Origin of the sequence: Scleromatobacter humisilvae, assembly GCF_023231945.1 — a bacterium.
In the GTDB taxonomy this organism is placed as follows: Bacteria; Pseudomonadota; Gammaproteobacteria; order Burkholderiales; family Burkholderiaceae_C; genus Scleromatobacter; species Scleromatobacter humisilvae.
Genome location: NZ_JAJLJH010000001.1, coordinates 1,199,259 through 1,226,031, shown reverse-complemented (window position 1 = coordinate 1,226,031; position 26,773 = coordinate 1,199,259). Strand labels below are relative to the sequence as shown.

Annotated in this window: 21 protein-coding genes; 10 read left to right on the top strand and 11 right to left on the bottom strand. The window is 69.8% G+C overall.

From position 1 onward, the window contains the following. Positions 1-65 precede the first annotated feature (65 nt). From LPC04_RS05865 to LPC04_RS05855, 3 genes are all read right to left on the bottom strand, one after another. The gene (locus tag LPC04_RS05865) at positions 66-1,547 is read right to left on the bottom strand and encodes a HAMP domain-containing sensor histidine kinase (RefSeq protein ID WP_275681246.1); all 1,482 of its coding nucleotides are present in this window, start codon (positions 1,545-1,547) and stop codon (positions 66-68) included. Next, the gene (locus tag LPC04_RS05860) at positions 1,544-2,221 is read right to left on the bottom strand and encodes a response regulator transcription factor (RefSeq protein ID WP_275681245.1); all 678 of its coding nucleotides are present in this window, start codon (positions 2,219-2,221) and stop codon (positions 1,544-1,546) included. The genes LPC04_RS05865 and LPC04_RS05860 overlap by 4 nt, the downstream gene beginning before the upstream one ends. 181 nt (positions 2,222-2,402) lie before the next feature. After that, positions 2,403-2,930 (bottom strand): Spy/CpxP family protein refolding chaperone, encoded by a 528-nt coding sequence (locus LPC04_RS05855; protein ID WP_275681244.1) that lies wholly within the window; start codon positions 2,928-2,930, stop codon positions 2,403-2,405. A gap of 302 nt (positions 2,931-3,232) precedes the next feature. On the opposite strand from LPC04_RS05855, the gene LPC04_RS05850 reads away from it, so the two are divergent. From LPC04_RS05850 to LPC04_RS05835, 4 genes are all read left to right on the top strand, one after another. Then, positions 3,233-4,273, top strand: coding sequence for a LacI family DNA-binding transcriptional regulator (locus LPC04_RS05850; RefSeq protein ID WP_275681243.1), 1,041 nt, complete (start codon positions 3,233-3,235; stop codon positions 4,271-4,273). After that, on the top strand, positions 4,270-4,710 hold the full coding sequence (locus LPC04_RS05845; protein ID WP_275681242.1) for a GNAT family N-acetyltransferase: 441 nt from the start codon (positions 4,270-4,272) through the stop codon (positions 4,708-4,710). The genes LPC04_RS05850 and LPC04_RS05845 overlap by 4 nt, the downstream gene beginning before the upstream one ends. A gap of 80 nt (positions 4,711-4,790) precedes the next feature. Further along, positions 4,791-5,489 carry a PEP-CTERM sorting domain-containing protein gene (locus LPC04_RS05840; RefSeq protein WP_275681241.1) on the top strand — a complete coding sequence of 233 codons (699 nt, stop codon included), beginning with the start codon at positions 4,791-4,793 and terminating at the stop codon, positions 5,487-5,489. 10 nt (positions 5,490-5,499) lie between these two features. Further along, positions 5,500-6,105, top strand: a complete 606-nt coding sequence (locus tag LPC04_RS05835) for a phage tail protein (protein ID WP_275681240.1) — start codon at positions 5,500-5,502, stop codon at positions 6,103-6,105. Between the two features lie 22 nt (positions 6,106-6,127). Here LPC04_RS05835 and LPC04_RS05830 read toward each other — a convergent pair whose 3' ends face one another. From LPC04_RS05830 to LPC04_RS05795, 8 genes are all read right to left on the bottom strand, one after another. Continuing rightward, entirely contained in the window at positions 6,128-7,369 is a 1,242-nt protein-coding gene (locus LPC04_RS05830) for a catalase family protein (protein WP_275681239.1), read from the bottom strand. Positions 7,370-7,373: 4 nt separating this feature from the next. Beyond that, positions 7,374-8,801, bottom strand: a complete 1,428-nt coding sequence (locus LPC04_RS05825) for a Dyp-type peroxidase (RefSeq protein WP_275681238.1) — start codon at positions 8,799-8,801, stop codon at positions 7,374-7,376. Next, complete coding sequence (locus tag LPC04_RS05820; RefSeq protein ID WP_275681237.1) at positions 8,798-10,096, bottom strand: hypothetical protein; 1,299 nt, start codon at positions 10,094-10,096, stop codon at positions 8,798-8,800. Before LPC04_RS05820 ends, LPC04_RS05825 begins: the two co-directional genes overlap by 4 nt. A 25-nt stretch (positions 10,097-10,121) precedes the next feature. Then, positions 10,122-10,553: a hypothetical protein gene (locus LPC04_RS05815; protein WP_275681236.1), complete on the bottom strand. Its 432-nt coding sequence runs from the start codon at positions 10,551-10,553 to the stop codon at positions 10,122-10,124. A gap of 24 nt (positions 10,554-10,577) precedes the next feature. Further along, a complete protein-coding gene (locus LPC04_RS05810; protein ID WP_275681235.1) occupies positions 10,578-12,515 on the bottom strand; it encodes a GMC family oxidoreductase in 1,938 nt (645 codons plus the stop codon). A 2-nt stretch (positions 12,516-12,517) separates the two neighbouring features. After that, a complete protein-coding gene (locus tag LPC04_RS05805; RefSeq protein ID WP_275681234.1) occupies positions 12,518-15,049 on the bottom strand; it encodes a hypothetical protein in 2,532 nt (843 codons plus the stop codon). Positions 15,050-15,176: 127 nt separating this feature from the next. Next, a complete protein-coding gene (locus LPC04_RS05800) occupies positions 15,177-16,286 on the bottom strand; it encodes a LacI family DNA-binding transcriptional regulator (protein ID WP_275681233.1) in 1,110 nt (369 codons plus the stop codon). After that, positions 16,286-17,851, bottom strand: coding sequence for a tryptophan halogenase family protein (locus LPC04_RS05795; RefSeq protein ID WP_275681232.1), 1,566 nt, complete (start codon positions 17,849-17,851; stop codon positions 16,286-16,288). The genes LPC04_RS05800 and LPC04_RS05795 overlap by 1 nt, the downstream gene beginning before the upstream one ends. Before the next feature lie 365 nt (positions 17,852-18,216). Here LPC04_RS05795 and LPC04_RS05790 point away from each other — a divergent pair, with 365 nt between their 5' ends. The 6 genes from LPC04_RS05790 to LPC04_RS05765 all read left to right on the top strand — a co-directional run bounded on the left by LPC04_RS05790 (position 18,217) and on the right by LPC04_RS05765 (position 26,273). Beyond that, a complete protein-coding gene (locus LPC04_RS05790) occupies positions 18,217-20,640 on the top strand; it encodes a TonB-dependent receptor (RefSeq protein ID WP_275681231.1) in 2,424 nt (807 codons plus the stop codon). A gap of 116 nt (positions 20,641-20,756) precedes the next feature. Then, positions 20,757-22,001: an ABC transporter substrate-binding protein gene (locus LPC04_RS05785; RefSeq protein WP_275681230.1), complete on the top strand. Its 1,245-nt coding sequence runs from the start codon at positions 20,757-20,759 to the stop codon at positions 21,999-22,001. Positions 22,002-22,013: 12 nt separating this feature from the next. Further along, positions 22,014-22,973, top strand: coding sequence for a carbohydrate ABC transporter permease (locus tag LPC04_RS05780; RefSeq protein ID WP_275681229.1), 960 nt, complete (start codon positions 22,014-22,016; stop codon positions 22,971-22,973). Next, positions 22,960-23,793, top strand: a complete 834-nt coding sequence (locus LPC04_RS05775; protein WP_275681228.1) for a carbohydrate ABC transporter permease — start codon at positions 22,960-22,962, stop codon at positions 23,791-23,793. Before LPC04_RS05780 ends, LPC04_RS05775 begins: the two co-directional genes overlap by 14 nt. A 12-nt stretch (positions 23,794-23,805) precedes the next feature. Continuing rightward, positions 23,806-25,149 carry a GH1 family beta-glucosidase gene (locus LPC04_RS05770; protein ID WP_275681227.1) on the top strand — a complete coding sequence of 448 codons (1,344 nt, stop codon included), beginning with the start codon at positions 23,806-23,808 and terminating at the stop codon, positions 25,147-25,149. Next, positions 25,149-26,273, top strand: a complete 1,125-nt coding sequence (locus tag LPC04_RS05765; RefSeq protein WP_275681226.1) for an ABC transporter ATP-binding protein — start codon at positions 25,149-25,151, stop codon at positions 26,271-26,273. The genes LPC04_RS05770 and LPC04_RS05765 overlap by 1 nt, the downstream gene beginning before the upstream one ends. Positions 26,274-26,773 lie beyond the last annotated feature (500 nt).

Here is a 26,773-nt window from a genome sequence, read left to right as displayed (position 1 = left end):
CGAGGTCTCCTTGCGACCCGCCGGAGGCCGCGTTTTCGATGATGAGGCAAGACGCGCGCCCGCGCTCAGCCTTGGGCGACAGACACTGGCAGCGTGACGGTGATCTCGAGGCCCGGATGCGCGTTGCGCAGCGCCAGCGTGCCGCCGTGCGCCTCGGCCACCAGCTTGCACAGGTACAGGCCCAGGCCGACGCCGCCGGTGCTGCGCAGGCGCGCGGCGTCGGCGCGGTAGAACGCCTCGGCCGCGTGCTGCAGCTGGCTGTCGTCCATGCCCGGGCCGAAGTCGCGCACCGCCAGCGCCACCGACTGCGCGTCGCCCGTGGTCGACACCCGCGGCGGCTGCCCCGACTCGCCGCCGTGCCGCAGTGCGTTGTCGACGAGGTTGCGCAGCAGCAACCGCATGCGGGCGCGGTCCAGCAGCAGCGCGGGCAGCGTGTCGTCGAGCTGCAGCGTGACCGTGCCGGCGGCGGCCTGCGCGTCGCATTGCGCGTGGATGATGTCCGACAGCGTCGACGACTCCGTCTGCAGCACGGCGTGGCCGCCGGCCTGCACGTCGGCCAGGCGCTCGCTTTCGAGCAGGTCGGTGATGAGGTCGCGCATCTCGCCGAGATCGCGCAGCAACGCCGTGCGCTCGCCGCTTTCGTCGAGCAGCTCGGTGTTCATGCGGGCGCGCGCCAGCGGCGAGCGCAGCTCGTGGCTGATGGCCAGCAGCAGCTGGCGCTTGGCGTCGAGCATGTGGTGCAGGCGCGCGGCCATGGCGTTGATCTGTTCGGCCAGGTCGCCCAGCTCGTCGCGGTTGCGCGGCGCGATGGGCTGCGAGAAGTCGCCCTGGCCGTAGCGCACGGCGCCCTCGCGCAGTGCCACCAGCGGATGGAGCATGTGGCGCACCCCGGCATAGGCGAACGCGGTGAGCAGCAGCAGCAGGCCCAGCGTGGCCCAGCCGATGTGCTCGGCGCGCTGCTCGTGCGAGGTATCGGCCAGGCTGAAAACGATGCGGTGGCCGTCCGGCAGGCGGCGCACGACGCGCCAGTGGGTCGGATCGATGTCCGTGGGCAGCGCCATGCGGTAGGGCAGGCCGCGCCCGCCGACGTGCGGGCCCGGCGCGCCGGGCGGCATGTGCTCCGGCGCGGAGCGCGGCGCACGCGGCTCCGGCACCACCAGCGGCAGCGGGTCGCCGTTGGGCAGCGTGACCACCGGACGATGCGGCGGCCGCGGATGGCCGTCCTCGGCCGGCGGCGGCGGCGGCGGCTCGTCGGCCGAGTCCCAGTTGATGTCCGGGCCGTCGATGCGGATGCGAAGCGGCAGGCGCTGCGCCAGCACCCGTGCGCGTTCGACGTCGGGCGGCGAGCCGATCTCGGCGACCAGCGTGTCCGTGTAGTTCAGCACCAGCGGCCGCAGCGTCTCGTGCCAGCCCGTCGCCTGCACGACGTGCATGCCCAGCATGAAGGTGACCGCCACCGCGATGGCCAGCACGAGGAACAGCCCGACCAGCCGCGCGCCCAGCGACGGAAAGCGGACGCTCCAGCGCGAGGGCGGAGTCGCGTTCATGCGTGGCCGCCCGCGAATGCGTAGCCCGCGTTGCGCAGTGTCTTGATGCAGTCCAGCGGCTCGAGCTTCTTGCGCAGCCGGCTGACGAGGATGTCGACGGCGCGCGTGTAGAGATCGGCGTCCTGGCCGCGCAGCCGGTTGAGGATCTCGTCGCGATGGAACACCTTCTGAGGCGCCTTGGCGAGCATCGCGAGCAGCTCGAATTCGGTGCCGGTGAGCTCGACCGGCTCGCCCTGGCGCAGCACCTGGCGCCGCTCGAGGTCGATCGAGAGGCCGTCGAACTCGAGGCGGCTCTGCGGCGTCGCGGCCGGCGCGCGCGCGCGGCGCAGGATGGTCTGGATGCGCGTGAGCAGCTCGCGCGGCTCGAACGGCTTGGGGATGTAGTCGTCGGCGCCGATCTCGAGGCCGACGATGCGGTCCATCACGTCGCCGCGCGCGGTGAGCATCACGATGGGGATGTCGGACTCGCGCCGGATCGTGCGGCACAGCTCGAAGCCGTCCATCTCGGGCAGCATCACGTCGAGGATCGCCGCGTCGTAGGCGTTCGCGCGCAGCTTGGCCAGGCCCTCGCTGGGCGTGACGGCGCTGTCGAGTTCGTAGTCGAAGCGACGGAAGTAGGTGGCGAGCGGTGCGGCGAGCAGCGCGTCGTCGTCGATCATCAGGAGGCGGCGCATGCGGCGATGGTAGATGACGGCCTGGGCTCGCTCCGCTCGCCGCCCCCGGGGGGCTCGGGCCCGCGCCCTCCGGAGCGGCCGCGCGTAGGCGGGCCTGGCAAGGCGAGGGCGTGCGGGCGGCGCCGCGATCGACACGCCCGACCTGACGGGATCAATGCATGCGCCGCCCGCGCGTCGAACGTCAGTTGCCGGTCGGGGCCGACGCGCCATGCGGGCCGTGGTGGCCGTGCATGCCTTCGGGGCCACCCATGCCGAACATCATCAGGCCGTGGTGATGCGCGGCCATCTCGCGAACCTGCGCTTGCTGCGTGGCGCTGAGGCTGTCGAAGAAGTCGCCGAAGGCGTTGATCATCGCCGGGCCGTTGGCCTGCATCTTGGCGACGTGCTGGTTCAGCAGCGTCGTCGCGCCGGCGCGGTCGAAGGTGTTGCCGGCGATCAGCGCGGCGTGCGGGTTGGGCGTGCCGGCCGCGGGCGGCGTGTGCTGCGCGAAGAGCAGGTCGCCCAGCACCTTGAGCTTGGCGGCCTGGTTGGCATCGAGGTTGAGCTTCTTGCCGATGTGGGTGAGCATCATCTGCTCGTGCTGGGCGATCTGCTCGGACGACGGCGGGCCGTGATGGAAGCCCGTGCCTTGCGAGTAGGCCGCAACGGTGCCCAGCAGGGCGGTGGAGACTGCCACACCCGTGAGAGTGCGCTTCAGCCAGGTCTTCATGATTTCATTCCTTGGTTTGGGGTGACGTGGCGATCAACATTTCGCTTCGCCACGCTCTCATTAACGTGCATCGGGGCGCCGGCATGCTTTCACCGCCGTATCGCCGTGTATCGTTTTGTCTCGTGCGGCGGAATTGCGACGCAGGCTCGGATGCTGCCGCGAACCTTGGAATTCGGTTAGAGCAAATCCCATGGTTCGCGGCAGATTTTCAAAAGGGAAACATTAGACTGACGAGAACAAGACGATCTGCGCCGGGTCGACACAATCCCCGGGCGCAGCTGAAACGAGCGAGAGGGTGAACAGTGAACAAGAGAGCGGGCGCACCGCCGACGATCATCGACGTGGCGCGCCAGGCCGGCGTCTCGATCAAGACGGTCTCGCGCGTGATGAACAAGGAGCCCACGGTGCATGCCGACACGCGGGCCCGTGTCCAGGAAGCTGTCGCCGCGCTGAACTACCGGCCCCAACTCTCCGCGCGCAGCCTGGCCGGCGCCAAGTCCTTCCTCATCGGCCTGCTTTACTACGACCCGAGCGCGGCCTTCGTCGCCGGCGTGCAGCAGGGCGCGACGCTGGGTTGCCGCGAGGCCGGGCGCCACCTGGTGGTCGAGTCGCTGCAGGAGAATGGCGCCGACGTGCAGGCGCAGATCGAGTCCATGCTCGCCGCGCTGCGCCCCGACGGCATGATCCTGACGCCGCCGCTGTGCGACAACCCGGCCATCCTCGAGACGCTGCGTGCCCAGCGCACGCCCTGCGTGCTGATCTCGCCGGCCGGCGAGGGCCACGGCATGGCCAGCGTGCGCATGGACGACGCCCTTGCGGCCGAGGAGCTCACCAACCTGCTGATCAGCCTCGGCCACAAGTCGATCGCGTTCATCGAGGGCAACCAGGCGGCGAGCCAGCGCCGGCGCGAGGGCTACGAGCGCGCGTTGAAGGCGCACCGCCTCTTGCCCGATCCGTCGCGGATCGTGCCGGGCACGTTCCAGTTCGAGTCCGGCGTCGAGGCGGCGCGCAGGCTGTTCGCGCTGCCCGAGCCCCCGACGGCCATCTTCGCGGCCAACGACTTCATGGCCCTCGGCGCGCTCACCGAGGCGCAGCGCCGCGGCATCGCGGTGCCCGGCGACGTCGCCATCGTCGGCTTCGACGATTCGGACGCGGCTTCGCTCGTCTGGCCGCCGCTGACGACGGTGCGCCAGCCGCTCGCCGAGATGGCGATGGCGGCGGTGCAGATGCTGCTCGCCGGCGACGCCAGGTTCGACGCCGACGCCCCCGCGCCGGTGCGCGTGCTGCCGCACGAGGTGATCGTGCGCGGGTCGACCGCGGCGCCGGCGAAGGGCCGGGCGTGAGCGTGTTGACGTTTCGCCGGGCCGTCGAGGCCGACATCGCGACGATGATGCGCCTGCGGCTGAGCGTGAACGAGAACAAGTTGTCGAATCCGTCGAGCGTCACGCACGCGATGTGCAGCGACTACCTCGATCGCCTCGGCCGCGCCTGGGTCGCGGAACTCGCCGGCGAGATCGTGGGCTTCTCGTACGCCGCGCGCGACGGTTCGATCTGGGCGCTGTTCGTCGATCCCGGACGCGAGGGCCTCGGTGCCGGCAAGCAACTGCTGCGGTTCGCCGTCGCCTGGCTGTTCGAGATCGGCCACGACGAGATCCGCCTGGGCACCGAGGCGAACACGCGCGCCGACCGCTTCTACGCCGCGCAGGGCTGGACGCGTGGCGAGATGAAGGACGACGTCGAGGTCTGGTACCGTCTGCGGCGCAGCGATCGGCGCGATTGAAGGCCCCCTAGGTTGGGCGGTCCGGCCAGACCGGATCGCGGCGCAGAATCGCCTTCGTGCCTGGTGGCATCGGAGGACCCATGCAACGCAACTTCCACGGCAAGCTTGCCGTCCTCGCGACACTGCTGGCCCTGTCTGCCGCATCCCGGGCGGCGGCGACCGGCTACCAGTCGGAGTCCGATTTCGCCGCGGCCATCGCAGGGCTGTCGGGCGTGCAGACCGTCGACTTCGAGAGCGTGCCCAGCGGCACCACCTTCGCGTCCGGCACGGGCACCGGCGGCCTGGTCTTCACCTACGCCATCGCCGGGCAGATGCTGCAGGTGTCGAGCACCTTCGGCACCACTTCCGGCACCAACTACCTCGGGCTCGACAACCCCGACACCGCGTTCTATCTCGGCGACAGCTTCACGATCTCGTTCGGCCGCAGCGTGACCGCCGCCGGCCTCTACCTGATCGCCGGCAACGACGCCGAGCCGGGCGATCTCGAGCTGTCGACGGCGTCGGCCAGCGTGTTCAACGGCGCGACGCCGCTGGACCTCGTCGACGGCAAGGCCTACTTCCTCGGGCTGGTGGACAGCGCGGGCTTCGGCTCGATCACGATCACCGGCGTGCCCTCCGGGGGCGCGTTCCTTCCGTTCAGCGCCGACGACATCACCAGCGCCGTGGCGGCCACGTCCACGGTGCCGGAGCCCGGCGTCGCGGCATCGCTGCTGGCCGGCCTCGGCCTGCTGGGCGTCCTCGCACGCCGGCGCGCAGGCGCTTCCTCCACCCGTCAATGAAAGCAACATCATGACCTTCGCTCGCTCGCGTCTGTTCGGCCTGGCCGCCGTGGCCGTCGCGTCCCTGGCGCCGTTGCAGGCCGCCCATGCCCAGGCCGAGCCGTTCCTCGGTCAGATCATGTGCGCCGGCTTCACCTTTGCGCCGCGGGGCTGGGCGCGCCTCGACGGACAGCTGCTGTCGATCGCGCAGAACACGGCGCTGTTCTCGCTGCTGGGCACGACGTATGGTGGCAACGGCACCAGCAATTTCGCCTTGCCCGACATGCGCGGCCGCGCGCTGCTGCACGACGGACAGGGCCCGGGCCTGAGCCCGCACGTCGAGGGCGCCCAGGAGGGCCACGAGACGGTGACGCTCACGAGCTCCCAGATGCCGGCCCACACGCACAGCGTGACGCCGCTGGGCTCCAGCAGCGACGCGACCCAGGTCTCGCCCGCCAACGGCGTGCCGGCGAGCAAGGCTCGCACGACGCTCTATGCCCCGGGTCCGGGCACGATCGCCATGGCACCGGAGACGACGTCGCCGGCCGGCGGCAACCTGCCGGTGCCGATCGCCCCGCCGACGCTCACGGTCGAGTGCTTCATCGCCTTGCAAGGCGTCTTCCCGTCGCGGGACTGAAGGCGGCCCGGGCGGCGTGGGCCTACGCCGCCTGGTCGAAGGTCTCGGAGCCGTCCGGCTCGAAGTGGGGCACGGCGTTCATCTCGTGGCGCAGCCTGGCCAGTTCCCAGTACATCCTCTTGCGCGCGCGGCTCTGGTTGCCCAGCGGCCGATGCTCGGCGATGCAATGCCATGGGTTGTACGAGAGCCTCCGCGCGAACGCGATCTGCGCCGGCGAGTCGAAGGTCTGTTTCGGAAGACGGATCGTCGCCACCGGGATGCGCGGCGACAGCTTCTCCGGCCACAGCACGCCGTTGTTCTCGATCGGCATGCGCCACGGGTCGGTCTGCAGCTGGATGCGGAAGTCGAGGTCGACGTCGCCCTCCCGCAGCGCCTTCGCCATCGCCTGGCGCAGGTAGTCGTCGGGCGGGCGCAGCGGCAGGCGCGGAATGGGCGTGCGCCGGGCCGTCGTCGGCCACACGGAATACTGCATGGCCTGCGCGGGGCCCAGCAGGTACGGGACGCAGCTGAAGTACGGCGCCTCGAACGGGCTGGACTGGGTCTTCGTCCACAGGCCCTGCATGATGAGGTCCAGCACGTGCGGGTCGGTGAAGTTGAGGAAGTGGAAGATCGACGCGTTCTGCAGGCTCGCCTTCTGCAGGTGCGCGTTGGAGCGGATGTCCTGCGTCACGAAGGTCGGCGTCGACACGCCGAACATGTCTTGCGTGAACTTCTCCTCGTCCATCAGCTTCGGGCCGGGCACCCCCATCAGCTTGATGCTGATGCTCATGAAGCCGACGTCGTCGATGTCCGGCGTCACGTACGGGCCGGGGCCGGAGAAGCGCACCCATGCCGGCCAGCGGCGCGGCTGCGCGAAGACGCCGTGGCGCAGATGTTCCGGCAGCCCGTCGTGGACGATGAATTCGGCGCGCAGAACGCCCTGCGTCTTCGTGTTGCCGCCGCGCTCGAAGCCGCCCGGCTTCCACAGGCCGCTCATCTGGGCGCGGAAGGTCTCGATCACCGAATCGGTCAGCGCGTCCTCGTCGGGCAGCAGACGCTCCTCGGCGAGCCTCAGGTCGTCGCGCGGGCGCCGGCGATTGATCATGTCCGAGACGAAGGCGGCGATCGCGTCGCGAAGCAGCGCATCGAAGGCCGGCCGCAAGAGGGGATCGATGCGGCGTTCGAGCTGCAGCAGCTTCAGCGTCGTGTCGGAGAACACGTTCTTCAGCCACGAGCCGGTGTTGGCGGGCGGCACCGGGCGGCTGGCGTTCGAGTTCGGGGTCATCGCGTCACTCCAGGAGATAGCGCAGCGCGCGCAGGCCGGGCAGGAAGAAATAGCCGCCGCCGCGCACCGTGACGAACTGCGGCAGGCCGGTCTCGCGGCGGTTCGGCTGGTCGTCGCTCGGACGCGAGAAGGCATCGGCGGTGCCGCTGGCGGACGAGGACGACCGCGTGCCGAGCAGCGGATCCACCTCGCCGCTGAGCCCGTCGAAATGCGCCGACGCGATCCAGGCCGTCTGCACGAACTCGAACTGGCGCGCGATGTTGGCGTTGAGCGCGACGAAGTGCAGGCCCTGGCGCGTCGCGCCGTCCACGCTGTATTCGCGGCCGCGGCGCAGCAGCCGGTGAAGACGGGCCGAGGCGACGAGATCGTGGCGCCGCGCCGTCGCATCGAAGCCGAGCGTGCGCACGAGCTGCGAGACCAGGCCGCCGGTGCCGGCGGGCATGTCCGCCGTGCGCGGGTTGGCGCGCCGCACGTGCGCGCCGAGCGGGCAGCGCAGGCCGTCGGGATCGGCGTCGTAGTCGAAGCGGTTCAGGCCGCGATCGCCGCAGCCGGCGAGCGGCTCGCCGGTCTTCGTGCGGCCCACCATCGCGGCCGCGAGCAGCTCGCCTTCGGTCGCATCGCCGTGCGTGGCGTCGGCGATCCAGCGCCGGAAGCCGTCGACGTCCTGCTCGAGCTGTCGCAGCACCAGGTAGCTGCCGTTGCGGCCGAGGTCGGCCTGGTCGGGGTGGTCTTCGGCGCGCGGAAGCAGGCCTTGCGGATCGCGTTGCGGATCCAGCAGCGGCCTGTCGGTGTAGAGACCGTACTCGTTGCGGTAGCCAAGAACGAACTCGCCGAGGCAGGCCTCGTTGCCGTATCGGAGCACCTTGTCCTCGTCGCCCATGCGGCGCGTGCCGTCCCAGTCGACCTCCGGCTGCGAGATGCCGTCGGTGAAGCCGAAGGGCTCGATGCCGCCCATGTCGATGGTGGTGAGACGCGCGACGACGTCGAAGGCTGCGGCGCATTGCGACTGGATCATGGCCTCGAAGGCTTCGAGCAACCCGGGCAGCGCATAGAGCAGCAGCAACACGTGCGCCGTCCGCGGGCCACTGCCCCACGCCCAGTCGGCCGGGTCGTTCGCGCCCGTGTCGCCGAGCCGGCGCGAGCGCTCGGGCAGGCCGGCGAGACCCGAGACGAACTCCGGCGAGAACGCCGCGGCGACATCGTCGGCCACGCCCAGCGCCGCCAGGCCTTCGGCGCCGAGCGCGACCTGCAGGACGGTCGCAGGCAAGGCCTTCTGCGGCAGGGCGTTCGCGACCGGCGCCTGCGCGAGCCACGCGCGCGCGGCCGCGCGATCGCGCACGCGCAACGCCAGGAACACGGACTCGGTGTGATGCTTGTAGCCGTAGCGAAGCAGGCCCTGGACATCGGCGAGATCGACTTGCTGCGTGGTCATATCAGCCTCAGCCAGGCGAGCGCGCTGGCGTCGCTGTCGGCGGCATCGCGCAGGCCGTCCCGGATGCGGCTGGCGCGCTCGAGGTCGGTCAGCGTGAGGCCGGGGTAGGCCTTGTACCAGACCTGCGTCGGGATCTGGTGCCGGCGCTGGTAGCGCTTGAAATCCGGCTCCTTCTTCGAGCCGCCGAACAGCAGCCACGACGTGCGCGGCCAGCCCACGCCGTTGCTGAAGACGAGGTTGAGGCCCCAGCCCACCTTGTTGATGAAGTCGTCCATGTAGGCCTCATGGCCGCCGTCGTAGTTGCTGGCGAAATACACTCGGGCCACGTCGTCGAGGACGACCCAGCGCGCGAAGTGGATGGTCTGCACGCGCGCCAGGTAGCCGCGATGGAAGATGTGCCGGCAGGTGTACTCGATGGCGACCAGGATCAGCTGCACCAGCATGCGCCTGAACCGTCCGGGCTTGACCGGGCCGATCGCGGTGAACTGATTCGTCACGTCGAAGTCCTCCAGATCCTGCAACGCGCGCAGCGCAGCCGGATCGGGGCGCGGGCAGTATTCGGGATCGGTCTTCTCGAGCCGGCGCAGGGCCACGATGGCGAACGGCAACGCGATCAGCCATAGCGGTGCCAGCAACAGCGCGGCGAGCGGCAGCGCGACGAGATGGCACAGGTTGGCGATCTGCCACGCCAGCGGCGTCGGACTTTCATCGGTCAGCACGAGACGGCCGGCGCGCCGCTCGGCCTCGACGTAGTCGATCAGGGCCCGGCAACGCCGCTGCGCATCGCCCGGGGCCTCGATCGGACCGCGCGGCACGCGTTCGGCGAGGACGCGCCAGAGCACGTTGTCCTCGCGCACGCGGCGCACGGTGCGCCCCAGGCGGCAGATGAAATTGACGGCCACAGGGACGTCGTGCGCACGCATCCACGCGAGCACATCGCTGCCGTCTTCGAATCCGTCGCAGTGCGCGAAGAGCCGGCGCAGACCCGGCTCCGCGGCGCGCGCGATCGCCGCGAGGCAGTCGGCGCCGGGGCCGTCGCAATCGCCCATGAGCACGAGACGCGTCGGGATCGGCGCGGGCGTGACGCCGCAGACGCGCAGGTCGGCCTGCATCGCATCGTCGACGATGACGAGCCGCGCGTAGTGCAGCGTGTCGATCGCGCCGAAGGGCAGCACCGGGTTCATCGGACCCGCGGTGCCGGGTTGCGTGTTCATGGATCGCAGCAGCTCGCGCAAGCCCGCCTCGCGCGCGGGCGCGATCGTCGCGACGATCATGAAGCACGATTGCGGTGTCACCACGAGCCCCGGGTCAGGGCAGCCTTCAGAACTGCAGGCAGAAGTCGATCAACCGGTCCTTCTTCCAGTAGACCTTGCCGAGGTAGAAGCCCGGACCGATCAGCCGGATCTCGTCGCGGACGTAGTGCGCGACGACGGACGTCTCGGAGTAGTCGAGCACGATGCACTCCTTGCCGTCGAGCCAGCTGGCGCCCTTGTAGACGCGCGCGATGATGGCCTGCACGTGGAACAGCGTGATGCTGTTCTTGAGCAGGCCCCTCTCCGCATCGAACACCTTGCCCTGCCAGCCGAACAGGTTGATCACCTCGGCGATGTCCTGCGAGTAGACCGTGCCGGGCGCGATGATGGCGGTGCCCTTGGCCTGGCCGTTGGGGATGTCGCCCGGCGGGCTGGCGGTGAACAGGTCGTCCAGCGCCTTCTGGGACATGGTGAGCAGTTGCGCGACGTCGTAGGCCATGGGGTTCTCCTTCGCAGTGATTCGTCAGGCGGTGGGTTGGGTGACGGACGGCCGCGCCTGCGCGGGCCGTGCCGGCGCGCCGCCTTGCAACAGCATCTCGGCCGCCTTCTCCGCGACCATGTAGACGGCCGACACGATGAAGAAGCCGGGGATGCGCGGGAACACCGAGGCATCGACCACGCGCAACCGGCGCGTGCCGTGCACGCCGAGGTCGCTGGCGAGCACGCCGCCGTCCGCCAGCGCGCCGATCGGGCACGAGCACGAGGCATGGTGGCCCCAGGCGGTGTCGCGCACGTAGTCGGCCAGGGCCTCGTCGGTGTCGACGGCGGGCCCCGGCGCGCATTCCTCCGCGATGACGCCGGCGTCCCGCAGCGGCGCGGTCAGGCGGCGCACGAAGCGGACGGCCTCGACCACGGCCTTGAGGTCGGCGCCGCTCGCGTCGTCGCCCTCTTCGAAGTAGCGGAAATTCACGAGCGGCGGATCCCGCGGATCGGCCGATCGCAGGCGCACGCTGCCCGCGCGGTTGTTGGTGTGCGCCTTCAGCACGGCCCAGGTCAGGCGATCGTGGTGGTCGCGGATGTCGGCCGAGAAGCCGGTCCTGTAGCCCTGGAACAGCGCGGGCAGCGCCATGCAGAAGATGTCAGGCTCGGGCAGCCCGGCCCGCGAGCGGCGCACCAGCGCGATGGCGGCGCCGCTGCCGTCGTAGAGGCTCTCGCGCTGCGCATTCCATTGCTGCCATGGCGCGTCGCCGCGCGTGTACGTCGCGCCCTCCTGAATCTGCCACGGCCGGCGCATGCGGTGCGTGACGGCCACTTCGTAGCGATCCTGCAGGTTGCGGCCGACGCCGGGGACATCCGCCCGCACGGCGATGCCATGGGCGCGCAACTCGGCGGCCGGCCCGATGCCCGAGAGCATCAGCAACTGCGGCGTGTTGAACGCCCCGCCGCACAGCACCACCTCGCGCCGCGCGCGCACCTGGCGCAGCTCGCCCGCCGCCGCGCTCGGGACGGCATGGGCGCGATAGAGGTGGCGGCCCTTCAGGTATTCGACGCCGCTGGCCGCGCCATCGTCGTCGAACAGCACGCGCGTCGCGAGCGCGTCGGTCTCGATGTGCAGCGAACCGCGATGCGCCGCCTCGACCGCGCGCAGCCGCTCGCGCGGGCCGGTGCGCCGGCGATTCGCCGTCGACAGCGGCGTGTAGCAAAGTCCCGTGAAGCTGCCACGTGAAATCGGCCGCGGGAAGCGCGCGTTCGGGTCGCCGGCGCCCCAGAGCCAATGCCAGGCGCTGGCGACCGGATTCTTCAGGCTGGCCGCGAAGGCGACGGTCGTCCGCGTGACCAGCTTCGCGATCTCCGGGTCGTCGAGATCCTGCAGCGGGACGGACTTCTCGGTGCGCAGCCAGCCGCCCCAGCCGTGTCCGGTCGGGTCGATGCCGAGACGGCGCAGCGCGCGCCACAGCGGGCTGTAGCGGCAATCCTCGAGGCGCTTGGCGAAGCGCCGCATGGACTTCGCGCGCCATGACGCATCGCCGGTCAGCTCGGCGATGTGGTTCCAGTCGGATTCATGGGGCGCCATGAAGATCATCGCGTTGTGCGCCGTGCAGCCTCCCAGCGCGGCGGCGCGCGGATAGAGCACGCCGCCGCGCGCTGCGTCGTACTTCGGATCGAGCGCCTGCTGCGCGGGATCGCTGTAGTGCTGCACGTGGAAATTCCAGCTCATCGCCGGGTTCTCGCAGGCGAACGCGTGGAAGCCCGGCACGGCGTAGTCGTCGGGCAGGCGCTCGGCGGACGTCTCCAGCGGATCGCCGCCGGCCTCGATGAGGAACACGCGCATGCCCTGTTCGACCAGGCGTGCCGCCAGCGTGCCGCCGCCCGCGCCCGAACCGACGATCACGTAGTCCCACTCGAGCCGATGCGCCTGTCCCGCGTCATCGCTGGGGGCGTCGGCGGTTCGCATGAGCATGGTCAGAACGTCTTCACGAAGGCGATGAGTGCGCGCTTGTCGTCGTCGCTGAGTTCGGGCTCGGTGCCGAAGGATCGCTCGTCCGCGCTGAGGCCTTGCTGCTTGTTGAATTCGGCGGTGCCGAAGTAGTGGCCGCGGTTGACGACGAAGTCCGGGCACTTGCTCAGCTCCAGCATCGGCGCCTTCAGGTTGGCGAAGCGCTGGATCAGGTCGGCATCGCTGGCATTGGCGGGCGCGGTCGCGAGGTCGAGCTTGAGCCTGGCCACGAGGTCGGCCGCGTCCTTTGCGTTGACCAGCACCGCGTCGCCGGGCTCGGGGCGCAGCTTCAGGTTCGAGATCAGGGCGACCGGCACGCCCTTCGGGATCGGGCCGAGCACGAGGCCGCCGGCCTCGTCGACCAGCCCGGGCAGCAGGCCGTGCAACCACTGGCGCAGCCGGGCCTGCGTCGGTTGCAATTGCTCCGGCAGGAAGCCGATGGGGATCGTCACCGCGCTGCGCTGCGTCGTGCGGTCGATCGTGCCGGGCAGCTTGTCGCCCAGCAGGCTGTCGCGCTCGCGCTTCTCGGGCCAGAGCAACTGCTCGATGGACGCGTCGAAGACGCGCACGCGCGCCGCCACCGACGGATCGGTGTCGAACGGCCCGACGCTGTTGTTCAACAGCAGCGGCGCCGTCGACCAGACGCTGATCAGCGAGGGCACGCGCGTGTAGCCGCGTCCGCCCGCGGGCATGACGTAGGGCACCGGCTGGCCGGTGAAGGGATCGCTGACGGTGACCGTGCCCACCGACGGCAGCGCCTTGTACGAGTGCGACGAGAAGTTGTCCCAGATGTTGCCCGCCAGCGCGTTGGTGGCCAGCGGACTGCAGATGTTGGTGCGCAGAAGCGTCGACGGGATGCGCGCCTCGGTCGACAGGTAGTTGCCCTGCAGGAAGTCGGGCGCCTGCACGATGGCGCGCATGCTCTGCTTGTACGCGTCGGTCTGCGTCCAGCTCCAGTAGCGCTTGAAGCACGCCAGGTAGTTGGCGCCGGCGCAGCGATCGGCGTCGAGATCGAGATTGGCCGGAGGCGTCGGCGCCTTGCTCGAATGGCAGCGCGCGCAGGTGTCGGCGAAGACGTCCTTGCCGTGTCGCAAGGCGGCATCGTCGGCGCTGAGGAAGGCCGCGCCGCCGGGTGCGTCCTTCAGGTGATCCGGCTGCGCGGCCTTGAGGAAGAACAGCGCGGTGGCCGGCGTGCCCTGCTCGGTCGCCTGCCAGTACGGCGAGTTCTTCTGCGCGTCGGCGATGCGGATCGGCGTGATCTCCTTGCCACCGACCACCGGGTTGAAGTGCAGCAGCCATTCCTCGCTGAACAGGCCGATGTTGAGGTAGACGCGGTTCAGGGCGCCGAGCAGGCCGACCGAGTCGGCGCCGTCCTTCAGCACGTGCGGCGTCCTGGAGGTCGCGCTCGCCTTGTCCCAGTACTCGCTGAGCGGGCCGGTCGGGTAGAAGTCGTTGAGCTGCTTGTTGTCGAGCTCGCCACCCGCCAGCTTCTCGTGCCACAGCCGCTTGTCGATGCCCAGCCGCGAGACGAAGTCGTAGACCGCGTTCATCGTGCGCGGGTTGTTGATGCTGTCGGTCGAGACGAGCGAGGTGTCCATCGAGCCCGGCCGGAAGGTGTGCGCCAGCTGGAACATGTAGTTGCGCTGGCCCTCGGGCTTGTTGGCGTTGTGGATGAACAGCCTGTCCACCCACATGTACTGCGCGCCCACCGAGGAGCTGAGGTTGGCGAAGGCCGGATGCGCCGGATCGGCCGGCGGATTGACCGGGCTCGGGCCGACATGGCAGAACCCGCAGGACATGCCGACCCGATAGGGCCTGACCAGGTCCTTGCGGTTGTAGTAGCTCGGATCGGTGTAGAAGCGCTCGGCGTCCCACGCCTTCGCGGCCTTCTCGTCGAAGGCCGGATTCGGGAACAGGCGCAGGCCGAGGATGCCGGTCGCGTAGCCGTAGAACGAGCCGACGGGCTGCGTCGTGCCGTCGCCCAGCGGCTTGCCGCGCGAGCCGACGGCCACGCCCGGGTACTTGCTCTCGTCCTCGAACGGATCGGGCGCGCAATCCTTGCTGCGCACGTCGAGCCAGAGGCCGCGGCGTTGCGGGTTCGGACCGGGCGCATTTTCGAAGCAGGGCTCGTTGACGAGGCCGAGATAGGTCCAGCGATTGGTGCGCGAGTAGCCCTGGCTGGGGTGCGAGCTGATGACCTTGAGCAGGTCGAAGCCGCCGTAGGTGTACTGCGTCATCCGGTCCCAGAAGCGGTCGTTGCCGCCGCTCCAGAGCAGCCACATGTTGCGGCCGGCGACTTCCTGCGGCGTGAGCGCCACGGCGCCGTCCATGTCGTGGAAGTAAGGATCCTCGGATTGCTTGAACGTGCTGGCCGCGCGGCCGGCGTTCGCCGCCTCGTCGAGCACCCGGCCAGGCGTCCCGTCGTCGGAGCAACCCTGGAACAGGAGGGTCGCTGTGAACGCGATGGCCCGGATTGCCGCGATCGCCTTGAATTTCATGGCCGCTCCCTGTCCAGTCGTGCGCCGCCCAGCATGCACGAGCGCATGGGCGATGGCAATCGCCGGCCGGCCGATCTCTAGGGGGGCCTATCGCGTTCGCTTTGCGGGAGCGCCTTGCCCACGCTGTTCACTCCTCCTGGCGCCAGGCGCCGGCCGGCCGTCGCGTCGCGCGCGCGGGCGCGCTCGTCGAATCGCGCACGATCAGCTCGTGCGGCAGCACGCGCTGGATGGCGGCGGTCGTCCGCGTCCCCGGCGTGCCCTCGACGGTGGGCGTGCCGATCAGCAGGTCCACCGCGGCCCGTGCCATCGCGAGGGTGGGCTGGCGCATCGTCGTCAGCGGCGGCCACACGAGGCTCGAGGCGGGCGAATCGTCGAAGCCGGCGATCGCGAGGTCGCCGGGGATCGCGAGGCCCTGCCGCTGCGCCGCGGCGAGCACGCCGAGCGCCATGTCGTCGTTGCTCGCGAAGACCGCCGTCGGATGATGGCGCAGCTTGAGCAACTGGTGCGTGGCCGCGACGCCGGACTCGAAGCGGAAGTCGCCGTCGATGACCAGCTCGGGCGCGACCTCGACGCGCGCCGCCTTCATCGCCTTGACGAAGCCCTGCTCGCGCAGCGCCGACGCGGCCTGGTCGGCGGCGCCGCGGATGAACGCGATGCGGCGATGCCCCAGGCTCAGCAGCAGGTTGGTGATCTCCTCGGCGGCGTGCACGTCGTCCATGCGCACGCTGGGCATGTCCTTGCGCTGCCTCGCCGGCGAGACCAGCACCGTCGGCGTCGCGCTGTCGTGCAGCGCCTTGAGCACGTGCGGGTTGTCGCACAGCGGCGGCGTCAGGATCATGCCGTCGGGGCGCAGCGTCGACACCATGCGGTGCACCTGCTCGCCGAGATCGTGCGCGTCGTTGTCCATCGACTCGACGACCAGGTGGTAGCCGGCCTCGCGGCAGCGCATCGTCGCGCCCTGCTGCACGCCGGAGACGAACGCCGCGCTCGGGTCGAAGTACAGCAGGCCGATCAGGAACGAGCGCGCGCCGGCGAGGCTGCGCGCCGACTGGCTGGGGCGATAGCGCAGCTCGGCGATCACCTCCAGCACCTTGGCGCGCGTGTCGGCGCGCACGCCGGGCTCGTTGTTCATCACGCGCGACACCGTCTTGATCGACACGCCGGCCCGCTTGGCGACGTCGCTGATCGTCGTGGTGGCCGCGGGCGGCGCGGCCAACGGCGTGCGCGGCGTCCCCATCAGGCGACGCTCCGCAGCGCGGGCTTCGCGTCACGCGCGGGCGCGGACGCGCGGGCGCACAGCGCGTCGACCAGCGCACGGTGGTCGGGCAGGTCGGCCAGCGCGCGCTGCGCCACCTGCGCGATCATCGCGAACTCCTGCCGCGCCTCGGCCGCGCGCAGCCACGCGGGGCGCGCGTGCGACAGGTCGGTCGGATACCCCATGCCGTACAGCACGTACTGCCAGCTGGAAGGCGGGTACATCTCGAGGTCGGCGATGAAGTCCAGCCGATGCGGCGGCCGGCTGCGCCATTGCGCGAGGCGGTCGCGCAGCGTGGGTGTCCACGAGGACGGATCGGCGTTGTCGCGCCAGAACGCATTGTCGTCGCGCCGCGTCAGGCAGTAGTGCAGCTTGAGGAAGTCGACGATGCGCTCGAAGCGCGCGCGCATGTGCTCGTTGAACTGGCGCGCCGCGGGCTCGAGGTTGCCGTCGGCCGGGAACAGATACCCGATGAGGTACGCCGCCGTCTCGATCAGGCCGATGCCCGAGGATTCGAGCGGCTCGAGAAAGCCCGCGGACAGGCCCACCGCGACGCAGTTGCCGATCCACTGCGTCTCCCGATAGCCGGTCTCCAGCTTCAGGAAGCGCGGCGTCAACGCGTCGGACGCGGAGCCGACGTAGCCGCGCAGCACGCGCTCGGCCTGCTCGTCGCTCGTGTGGCGGCTCGAATAGACGTAGCCGACGCCGCGCCGGCGATGCAGGCCGATATCCCAGGTCCAGCCGGCCTCGTGCGCGGTGGAGATCGTGTACGACGGGATCGCCGTGTCGGCGGCCGGCCAGGGCACCTGCACGGCGAGCGCGCGGTCGACGAACAGCACGTCGTTCAACGGCTTGCGCGGCGCCCCGAGCGTCTCGCCGATCAGCAGCGCGCGAAAGCCGGAGCAGTCGACGAACAGGTCCGCCGACAGCGTGCCGCGCTCGCGCGTGACGACCGATGCGATGCCGCCGTCGCCGCGCCGTTCCACGCGCTCGACCGTCGCGATCACGCGTTCCACCCCCAGCGACTGCGCGTGCGTGGCGAGCAGCGTCGCGAACTTGCCGGCGTCGAAGTGGTACGCGTAGTTCATCGGGCCGAGCCAGTCGCCGTCGCTCGCGCGCTTGGGCGCGCGCGAGGCGTCGGCGACGCGCTGCTGCATCGACACCGCGTCCGCGAACGCGCGCTCGCCGGCCTCGCCCAGCAGCCAGTAGGGCATCAACTCGGGCGCGCCGGGGCGCTGGCTGGGCGCGTTGAACGGATGGAAGTAGCGCTCGCCCACGCGCGACCAGTCGACGAAGCTGACGCCCTGCTTGAAGGTCGCGTCGCACTCGCGGATGAAGCGCGCCTCGTCGAGGCCGATCGCGGCGAGCGTGCCGCGGATCGACGGGAACGTGCCCTCGCCGACGCCGATGATGCCGATGTCGCTGGACTCCACCAGCGTCACGCGCACGCCGCCCGCGGCCGTGCCGAGGGTGCGCGCGAGGAAGGCCGCGGTGAGCCAGCCGGCGGTGCCGCCGCCGACGATGAGGATGTGCCGGATGGGATTCATGCGCGTTGTCTCCATGGCCGCAGCGCGGGTGCGCAAGGCTGTTTCTCGAGGGCCGTGAATCGTCTCGTCGTTTTCCCGTAGACGCTTCCGGCGCTTCTTATAGGCAATGATAGCGAGCAATAGACAACGCTGTCATTTATTTCTTGACAGCGTTGTCATCGACTCGCATCATGCGATCCATCCCAGGAGTTCGACCCGGCGAAGAGGCTGGCGGACAAGACGCCGGGAATCGACACTCGCCGGAGTGGTCGGCGTCGCCCGGGACGTGCGCGAGCCCCGATGCGGCCTGTGGCACCGATGACGAGAAGACAAGGTAATCGCCGCGCAGACGGTCGATGACGCACCACCAAAATACTGGAGACAACGTGACAACTCGCGCTCAGAAATCCCGCGGCTCGCTCGCGACCCCGATCCACCTGGCCGTCCTGGCCATGCTCGCCGCCACCGCGTCCGCGCAGGCACAGACCGCGCAGTCGCCCGCCGCGGCCGCGAGCGCCGCCGACTCGTCGCAGGAGGTCACCGTCACGGCGACCAAGCGCACCACCACGCTGCAGAGCACGCCGCTGGCCGTCACGCCGATCAGCGCGGTGGAGCTGGACAAGCAGCACGTGCAGACGATCAGCGACGTCGTCCACCTGGTGCCCAGTTTCCAGGCGACGACCGAGGGCGACCACGGCGTCATCACGATGACGATGCGCGGCATCGGCAACGACAGCGCCAAGACCGAGTACGCCGACCCCGAGGTGGCGCTGTTCATCAACGGCATCTACGCGCCGCGTGCCGAAGGCGCCGCGTCGCTGCTGTTCGACATGCAGAACATCGAGGTGCTGCGCGGCCCGCAGGGCACGCTGTGGGGCCGCAATTCCACGGTCGGCGCCGTCAACATGACGACCGCGCCCGCCGAACTCGGATCCAACTTCGGCGACATCTCGGGCGGCCTCGGCAGCTACAACCGCTACGGCGCGCGCGCCGCATTCAACTTCGCGCTGAGCGACACCTTCGCGCTGCGCGCCGCCTTCGTGCACGAGCAGCACGACGGCTACGTGGACTACCAGAACCCCAAGCTGCCTTCGCTCGCCGACCAGCAGACGGCCTACGACGCGTTCAACGCGGCCAACAACGCCGCCGCCGCGGCGCAAGGCAATCCGCCTCCGGCCACCAAGCCGTACCAGCCGATCGACCGCAACACCTTCGTCCAGGCTGGCCCGAAATACGACGCGCAGGACCAGAGCGCCGTGCGCCTCAGCATGCTGTGGAAGCCGACGCGCGACATCACCTGGAACGCCTCGTACGAGAAGTTCCTCGATCGCGGCACGCCCAACATGAACCTGATGCAGGATCCGCGTCCGGGCGAGAAGTTCTGGTCGGCGCTGATCAGCGTCGCGCCCTACCTCGATCGCGACGTCAACACCTTCCGCAGCCGCGTCGACTGGAACCTGAGCGACTACCTGGCGCTCGACTACGTGGCAGGGTATTCGGACTTCAAGGGCTCGGGCGATTTCGACCAGTCCGGCGGCGCCACGGTGCCCACCAGCTTCACGAGCGGCGCGACGGTGCAGGAAGACCGCACCAACTGGTCGCACTACAAGAACTGGAGCCACGAGCTGGAACTGCAGTCGCGCGGCACGCACGACGTCGACTGGATCCTGGGCCTGTACTACGCGGCCGAGGACAACGGCATCCGCTTCGACATCCCGATCTCCAACGGCACGCAGCAGGGCACGATCGGCTGGCAGGGCTCGTTCATCCAGCCCAAGGAAACCGTGGCGTCCGAGGCCGTGTTCGGCCAGGCGACCTGGAACCTGGGCAGCTCGCTGCACCTGACCGGCGGCGCGCGCTTCACCTGGGACGACCGCAAGAACGAAGGCGGCATCAACTGGGGCTGGAGCGGCACGCCCGCCGGGCAGCCGATCGACCCGGGCACCGACCCGGCGACCAGCGGTCTGTTTGGCGCCGGCCACAACGACGGCCACTACACCGGCACCAAGGCGACCTGGCTCGCACGCGCGAACTATGACGTGTCGAAGAACTTCATGGCCTACGCCAGCGTGTCCACCGGCTACAAGTCCGGCGGCCTGCAGGACGGCGGCCTGCACTACGGGCCGGAGACGCTGACCAACTACGAGGTCGGGACCAAGAACACGCTGTTCGACGGCACCGTGCACTTCAACAACTCGGCCTACTACGAGGACTTCAAGGACTTCCAGTTCAGCGCGCCGGTGACCAATCCCGACGGCACGCACTCGCTGGCCACGTCCAACGCGAAGGGCGCGAAGGTCTACGGCGTGGAGTCCGAGCTGGCGGCCAAGGTGACGCCCGACGACACCGTGCAGCTGAGCGCCGCCTACCTGCATACGGAGCTGGGGTATCTGCTCGCGGGCAGCAACGACTACACGCTGCCGGCCTGCCCGGATCCGAAGATCAGCAAGTGCCTGGACGTCACCGGCCACCGCCTGCCGCACTCGCCCACCGGCTCGCTGCAGGCCTTGCTGGAGCACACGTTCCACCTCGCCAACGGCGACACGCTGTCCCCGCGCGTCTCGTTCCACTACGAGTCGTCGAGCTGGCTCAGCGTGTTCAACCTCGGCCAGGGCGACCTGCAGAAGTCGTACTCGCGCACCGACCTCGGCCTGCGCTACCAGGCGATGAAGCAGTGGTATGTCGACGCCTACGTGCAGAACGTCGAGGACGGCCGCATCAAGACCAACGCGCAGAACTCGTTCGGCGTGTGGCAGTCGCAGTACCTGGCGCCGCGCACGTTCGGCGTGAACGTGGGCCTCGCGTTCTGATGCCGGGCGGCGCTCCTCGTTGGACGAGCGCCGCCGTCTCCCCGCATCCGTCCGCGCCGCGCGCGGGCGGCGCGCCACGGTCGCGGCCCCTGCGCCGCGCCATCCTCGCCCCGACCATGTCCTCCCTTTTCCGCGCGCTGGCGGCCGCGGCGCTCGTCCTTGCTGCCGGCCTGGCCGGCGCGACGACGACCATCACCGTCGCCACGTTCCCCGACCTCGATCGCGCCGCCCGCGCCGCGCTGCCGCGCTGGCACGCCGCGCATCCGGACGTCGACGTCAAGATCGTCTCGCTGCAGTACGCCGACCACCACACCGCGATGACCACCGCGCTGGCCACCGGCTCGGGCCTGCCCGACGTGATGGCGATCGACTTCAAGTTCATCGGCAAATTCGCCGGCTCGCGCGGCTTCGAGGACCTGAACAAGCCGCCGTACGACGCGGGCGCGCTGCGCGGCCAGTTCGTCGGCTACACGTTCACGCAGGCGACCAACGCCGCGGGCGAGCTCGCGGCGCTGCCCGCCGACATTGGCCCCGGCACGCTGCTGTACCGCGCCGACCTGATCGCCAAGGCCGGCCTGTCCGAGGCCGACCTCACAAAGAGCTGGGACTCGTTCATCGCGGCCGGCGTCAAGTTGAAGTCCGCGACCGGCGCGAACCTGCTGGCCGACTCGGCCGACATCGTCGACATCGTGCTGCGCTCCGACCTCGCGCCCGGCGACGGCATCTACTTCGACCATGCGGGCAAGGTGCTGGTCGACGGCCCACGCTTCGTGCACGCGTTCGAGCTGGGCCGCGCCGCGCACAAGGCCGGCATCGATGCGGGCACGACGATCTGGACCAACGAGTGGGTCGCGGGCTTTCGCTCCAGCAAGATCGCGGGCGCCATGATGGGCGCCTGGCTCGCCGGCCACCTGAAGAACTGGCTCGCGCCCGACACCGCCGGCAAGTGGCGAGCGGCGCCGCTGCCCGCGGGCGCGAACGCGTCGTACGGCGGCTCGTTCTACGCGATCCCGCGCCGCGCGGCGCACAAGCCCGAGGCCTGGGCGTTCGTGCGCTTCATGACCGCGGACAAGGAGACGCAGCTGGCCTCGCTGCGCACGCTGGACACCTTCCCCTCGCTGCTCGCCGCGCAGCAGGATCCGATCATCGACGAGCCCATGGCCTTCCTCGGCGGCCAGAAGGCGCGTGAGCTGTGGCGCGACATCGCCGCCAGGGTGCCGGCGATCCCCGTCGACAAGTACGACTCGATGGCCACCGACGTCGTGCGTGCCGAATACCAGAACGTGATCTCGCAGGGCAAGGACATCCGCGTCGCGCTTGCCGACGCGAAGTCGCTGATCGAACACCGCGCGCGCCGCTGAGCCATGCATTCGATGATCTCCCCCGACTCGACCTACCTGCGCGCCGCTGCCCCCGCGCGCGCGAGCGCGTCCCGCGCGCGCTGGCGCAAGCGCGTGCGCAAGCTCGCGCCGTACGCGTTCATCGCGCCGTTCTTCGTCCTGTTCGCGGTGTTCGGCCTGTTCCCGCTGCTGTTCTCGGTGTGGCTGTCGCTGCACCAGTGGGACGCCGCGGAAGGCCTGGCCGCCATGCACTGGGTCGGGCTGGAGAACTACCGGTACGCGATCACCGACCCGTGGTTCGCCAAGTCGCTGGGCAACACGCTGTGGTTCGCCGTGGCGTCCGGCGTGCCGCAGCACCTGGTCGCGCTGCCGTTGGCGTTCCTGATCCACATGACCTTGAAGCGCAGCCGCAACTTCGTCGTCGGCGCGTACTTCGTGCCATATGTGACGTCCAGCGTGGCGATCGCGCTGATCTTCACGACGCTGTTCTCCAAGGACTTCGGCGTCATCAACGCGATCCTGCCGGGCAAGCCGATCGACTGGCTGGGCGACGCCTTCTGGGCCAGGCCCGCCATCGCCTTCGTCGTGTTCTGGCGCTACCTCGGCTGGAACGTCGTGCTGTACCTGTCGGCGCTGCAGGTGATCTCGAACGACCTGTACGAGGCCGCGACGCTGGACGGCGCCTCGCGCTGGCAGCAGTTCCGCTACATCGCGCTGCCGCTGCTCAAGCCCATGATGTTCTTCGCCGTCACGCTGACGCTGATCGGCAACCTGCAGCTGTTCGAGGAGCCGTTCATCCTGATCCCGCCCGACTCCGGCGTGGCCACGAGCGTGATGACGACTGCGACGTTCATGTACCGCATGGCGTTTTCCGACGGCGACTTCGGCACCGCGTCGGCCGTGTCGTGGCTGCTGTTCTTCATCATCGCGGCGCTGACGTATGGCAATGCGCGGCTGTTCGGCAAGGAAGGGGGCGGCGATGTCGCGCGCTGAACGCCTCACGCCCGCGCGCGTGACGACGCTGGCCCTCGTTTTCGCCGGTGTGATCCTGCTCGCCGCGCCGTTCTGGTTCACCTTCGTCTTCGCGACGCAGGCGCGGGCCGACATCTTCGCCTCGCCGCCGCCTGTCTGGTTCGGCACGCACTTCCTCATGAACCTGCAGCTGCTGCTGGAGCGCCTGCCGTTCTGGCGCAACCTTGGCATGAGCCTGTATGTCGCGACGATGGCGACCGCGCTGAACCTCGTATTGTGCGCGCTCGCGGGCTATGCGTTCGCGGTGCACGAGTTCGCGGGCAAGAAGATCCTGTTCGCGCTGGTGGTCGGCTCGATGATGCTGCCCAGTTTCCTCAACATGATCCCGACCTTCATGGTGATGGACCTGCTGGGCTGGATCGACGAGCCGCGCGCGCTGTACGTGCCCGGTGCGGCCGGCGCGCTGGGCATCTTCCTGATGCGCCAGTACATCGGCTCGGCGATCCCGCGCGACCTGATCGACGCCGCGCGCATGGACGGCTGCGGCGAGCTGCGCACGTTCTGGAGCGTGGTGCTGCCGCTGTGCGGCCCCGCGCTCGGAACGCTGGGGCTGATCACGTTCATCAATGCCTGGAACAACTTCGTCGGCCCGCTGGTGGTGATGCGCAGCGTCGACCACTACACCGTGCCGCTGGCGCTGCGCAGCATGCAAAGCCCCAACAACACCGAGTGGGGCGCGCTGATGGCCGGCTCGGCCATCGCGATGCTGCCGCTGCTCGTCGCCTTCGTCTTCTCCGCACGCCGCCTTGTTGCAGGGCTCACGGCGGGTGCCGTCAAATAACTTCGGTTCGACATGACTTCCTCACAGTTCCCATTCCCGACCTTGCCGCGCGACTTCGTCCTCGGCGCCGCGACGAGCGCCGCGCAGATCGAAGGCCACGCGCCGGGCGACGGCAAGGGCCCGTCGATCTGGGACGCGTTCTGCGCGACGCCCGGCAAGATCAAGGACGGCTCCGACATCAGCGTGGCCTGCGACCACATCCACCGCATGCCGCAGGACGTCGAGCGCATGCAGTGGCTGGGCCTGGACGCCTACCGCTTCTCGTTCGCCTGGCCGCGCGTGCAGCCGCTGGGGCAGGGCGCGTGGAACGAGACGGGCCTCGCGTTCTACGACCGGCTGATCGACACGCTGCTGGCCGCCGGCATCGCGCCGCACGCGACGCTGCATCACTGGGACCTGCCGCAGGCGCTGCAGGATCTGGTGGGCGGCTGGCAGTCGCGCGAGACTTCCCGGTACTTCGCCGACTATGCCGCCGAGATCGCGCGCCGCTTCGGCGACCGTCTCGTGACGATCTCGACGCTCAACGAGCCCTGGTGCGTCGCGACGCTGGGCTACGAGATGGGCCAGTTCGCGCCGGGCCTGAAGAGCCGCAAGGCCGCGATGCAGGTCTCGCACCACCTGCTGCTGGGCCACGGCCTGGCGATGAGCGCGATGCGCGCGATCGGGCCGAGGTCGCAGCTGGGCATCGTGCTGAACCACACGCCGGCCGTCGCGGCCGAGAAGACGCCGTCCGACCTGCACGCCGCGCGCATCGCCGACGGCCTGGACGTGCGCTGGTACATGGATCCGCTGTTCCGCGGCGCCTATCCGGCCGATGCGATCGAGCACCTCGGCGACGACGCGCCGCGCATCGAGTCCGGCGACATGGCCGTCATCCGCCAGCCGCTGGATTTCCTCGGCATCAACCTCTACACGCGCAACTGGGTCAGCACGCGCGAACCGAAGATCCCCGCGCCGGCGCCGCATGGCTTCAACGACATGGGCTGGGAGATCGTGCCCGAGGTGCTGACGCAGCACCTGGTGCGCCTGACGCGCGACTACATGCCGCCGCCGATGATCATCACCGAGAACGGCATGGCCAACGCCGACGTCGTCGACGCGGACGGCGCGGTCGAGGACACGCCGCGCGTCGCCTACCTGCAGGGGCATCTCGACGCGGTCGCCAAGGCGCTGGCGATGGGCGTCGACGTGCGCGGCTATTTCTACTGGAGCCTGCTCGACAACTTCGAGTGGGATTCGGGCTACGCCAAGCGCTTCGGCCTGTTCCGCGTCGACTACGACACGCAGGCGCGCACCCCCAAGGCCAGCGCGCACTGGTACCGCGAGTTCATCGCAAACCACAAGCGGAGCCGCTGATGGCCGAACTCCAACTGCAGGGCCTGCGCCGCACCTATGCGAACGGCGTGACGGCGGTCGACGGCGTCGACCTCACCGTCGCCGAGGGCGAGTTCATGGTGCTGGTCGGGCCGTCGGGCTGCGGCAAGTCGACGACGCTGCGCATGATCGCCGGGCTCGAGGAGATGAGCGCGGGCCGCCTGCTGATCGGCGGCGTCGACGTCACCGACACGCCGCCGGCCGAGCGCGGCGTGGCGATGGTGTTCCAGAGCTATGCGCTCTATCCGCACATGACCGTGGCCGAGAACATGGGCTTCGCGCTGAAGATCGCGGGCCGGCCGAAGCGCGAGATCGACGAGGCCGTGCTCCGCGCCGCGGCGTCGCTGCAACTGGAGCCGTTGCTGGATCGCAAGCCGCGCGCGCTGTCCGGCGGCCAGCGCCAGCGCGTCGCGATCGGGCGCTCCATCGTGCGCGAGCCCAAGGTGTTCCTGTTCGACGAGCCGCTGTCCAACCTCGATGCCTCGCTGCGCACGCAGATGCGGCTCGAGATGGCGCGGCTGCACGAGCGGCTGGGCGCGACCATCGTCTACGTCACGCACGATCAGGTCGAGGCGATGACGCTGGGCGACCGCATCGCCGTCTTCAACGCCGGCCGCATCGAGCAGGTCGGGCCGCCGACGGCGGTCTACCGGCAGCCGGTCAACCGCTTCGTCGCCGGCTTCCTCGGCTCGCCGCAGATGAACTTCCTGCCGGCCGTGGCCGAGCGCGACACCGCGGGCCTCGCGGTGCAGGTGCCCGGCGCCGGCCGGCTCGCGCTGCCCGCCGACTGCGCGACGCCGCTGTCCAGCGTGCACTCGCTGGGCGTGCGGCCCGAGCACTGGCAGATGAGCGCGGCGAATGGAACGAGTGAGGGCACCGACGGCCTGCAGGCCAGCGTCGAGCGCGTCGAGTGGCTGGGCGACGTCACGCTGGTGCACTGCCGCCTGTCCGGCCGCGACGCCGCCAATGCCGGCGCCGACACGATCAGCGTCAAGACGACGCTCGCCGACGACGCGTCGCTGCCCCACGGCACGCCGGTGCGCCTGCGCGTGCTGCCGCGCGACCTGATGCTGTTCGATGCGAACGGTCGCGCGCTGGCGGCCTGAGCGCCGGAGGGCAGAACAGGCCGGGGTCAACAGACTGGGGTCACAACAGACTGGCAGACTGGGGTCATGGCAGACTGGGGTCAGGTCTTGCCTTTTGCCTTCAACCCGGGGTCAGGTCTTGCCATTTGCCTGTGTTTCTCGCAGGCGAATGGGTGTCCAAGACTGTTCGGGTGGCGCAAGGGCATCGGATTCAACCGCGCCTTGTTGGCCAAGTCATCCCGGCGACTTCTCATAGGTGACGAATCTCGTGTCCACCAGGCAAAAGGCAAGACCTGACCCCAGCCGGCAGGCAAAAGGCAAGACCTGACCCCAACGAGGCCGGGCCAAGTCATCCCGGTGACTTCTCATAGGTGACGAATCTCGTGTCCGCCAGGCAAAAGGCAAGACCTGACCCCAGCCGGCAGGCAAAAGGCAAGACCTGACCCCAACGAGGCCGACCCCAACGACGCCATGACCCCAACGAGGCCAGCCTCCTCCAGGCCCGGCGCGCCGAATGAAGA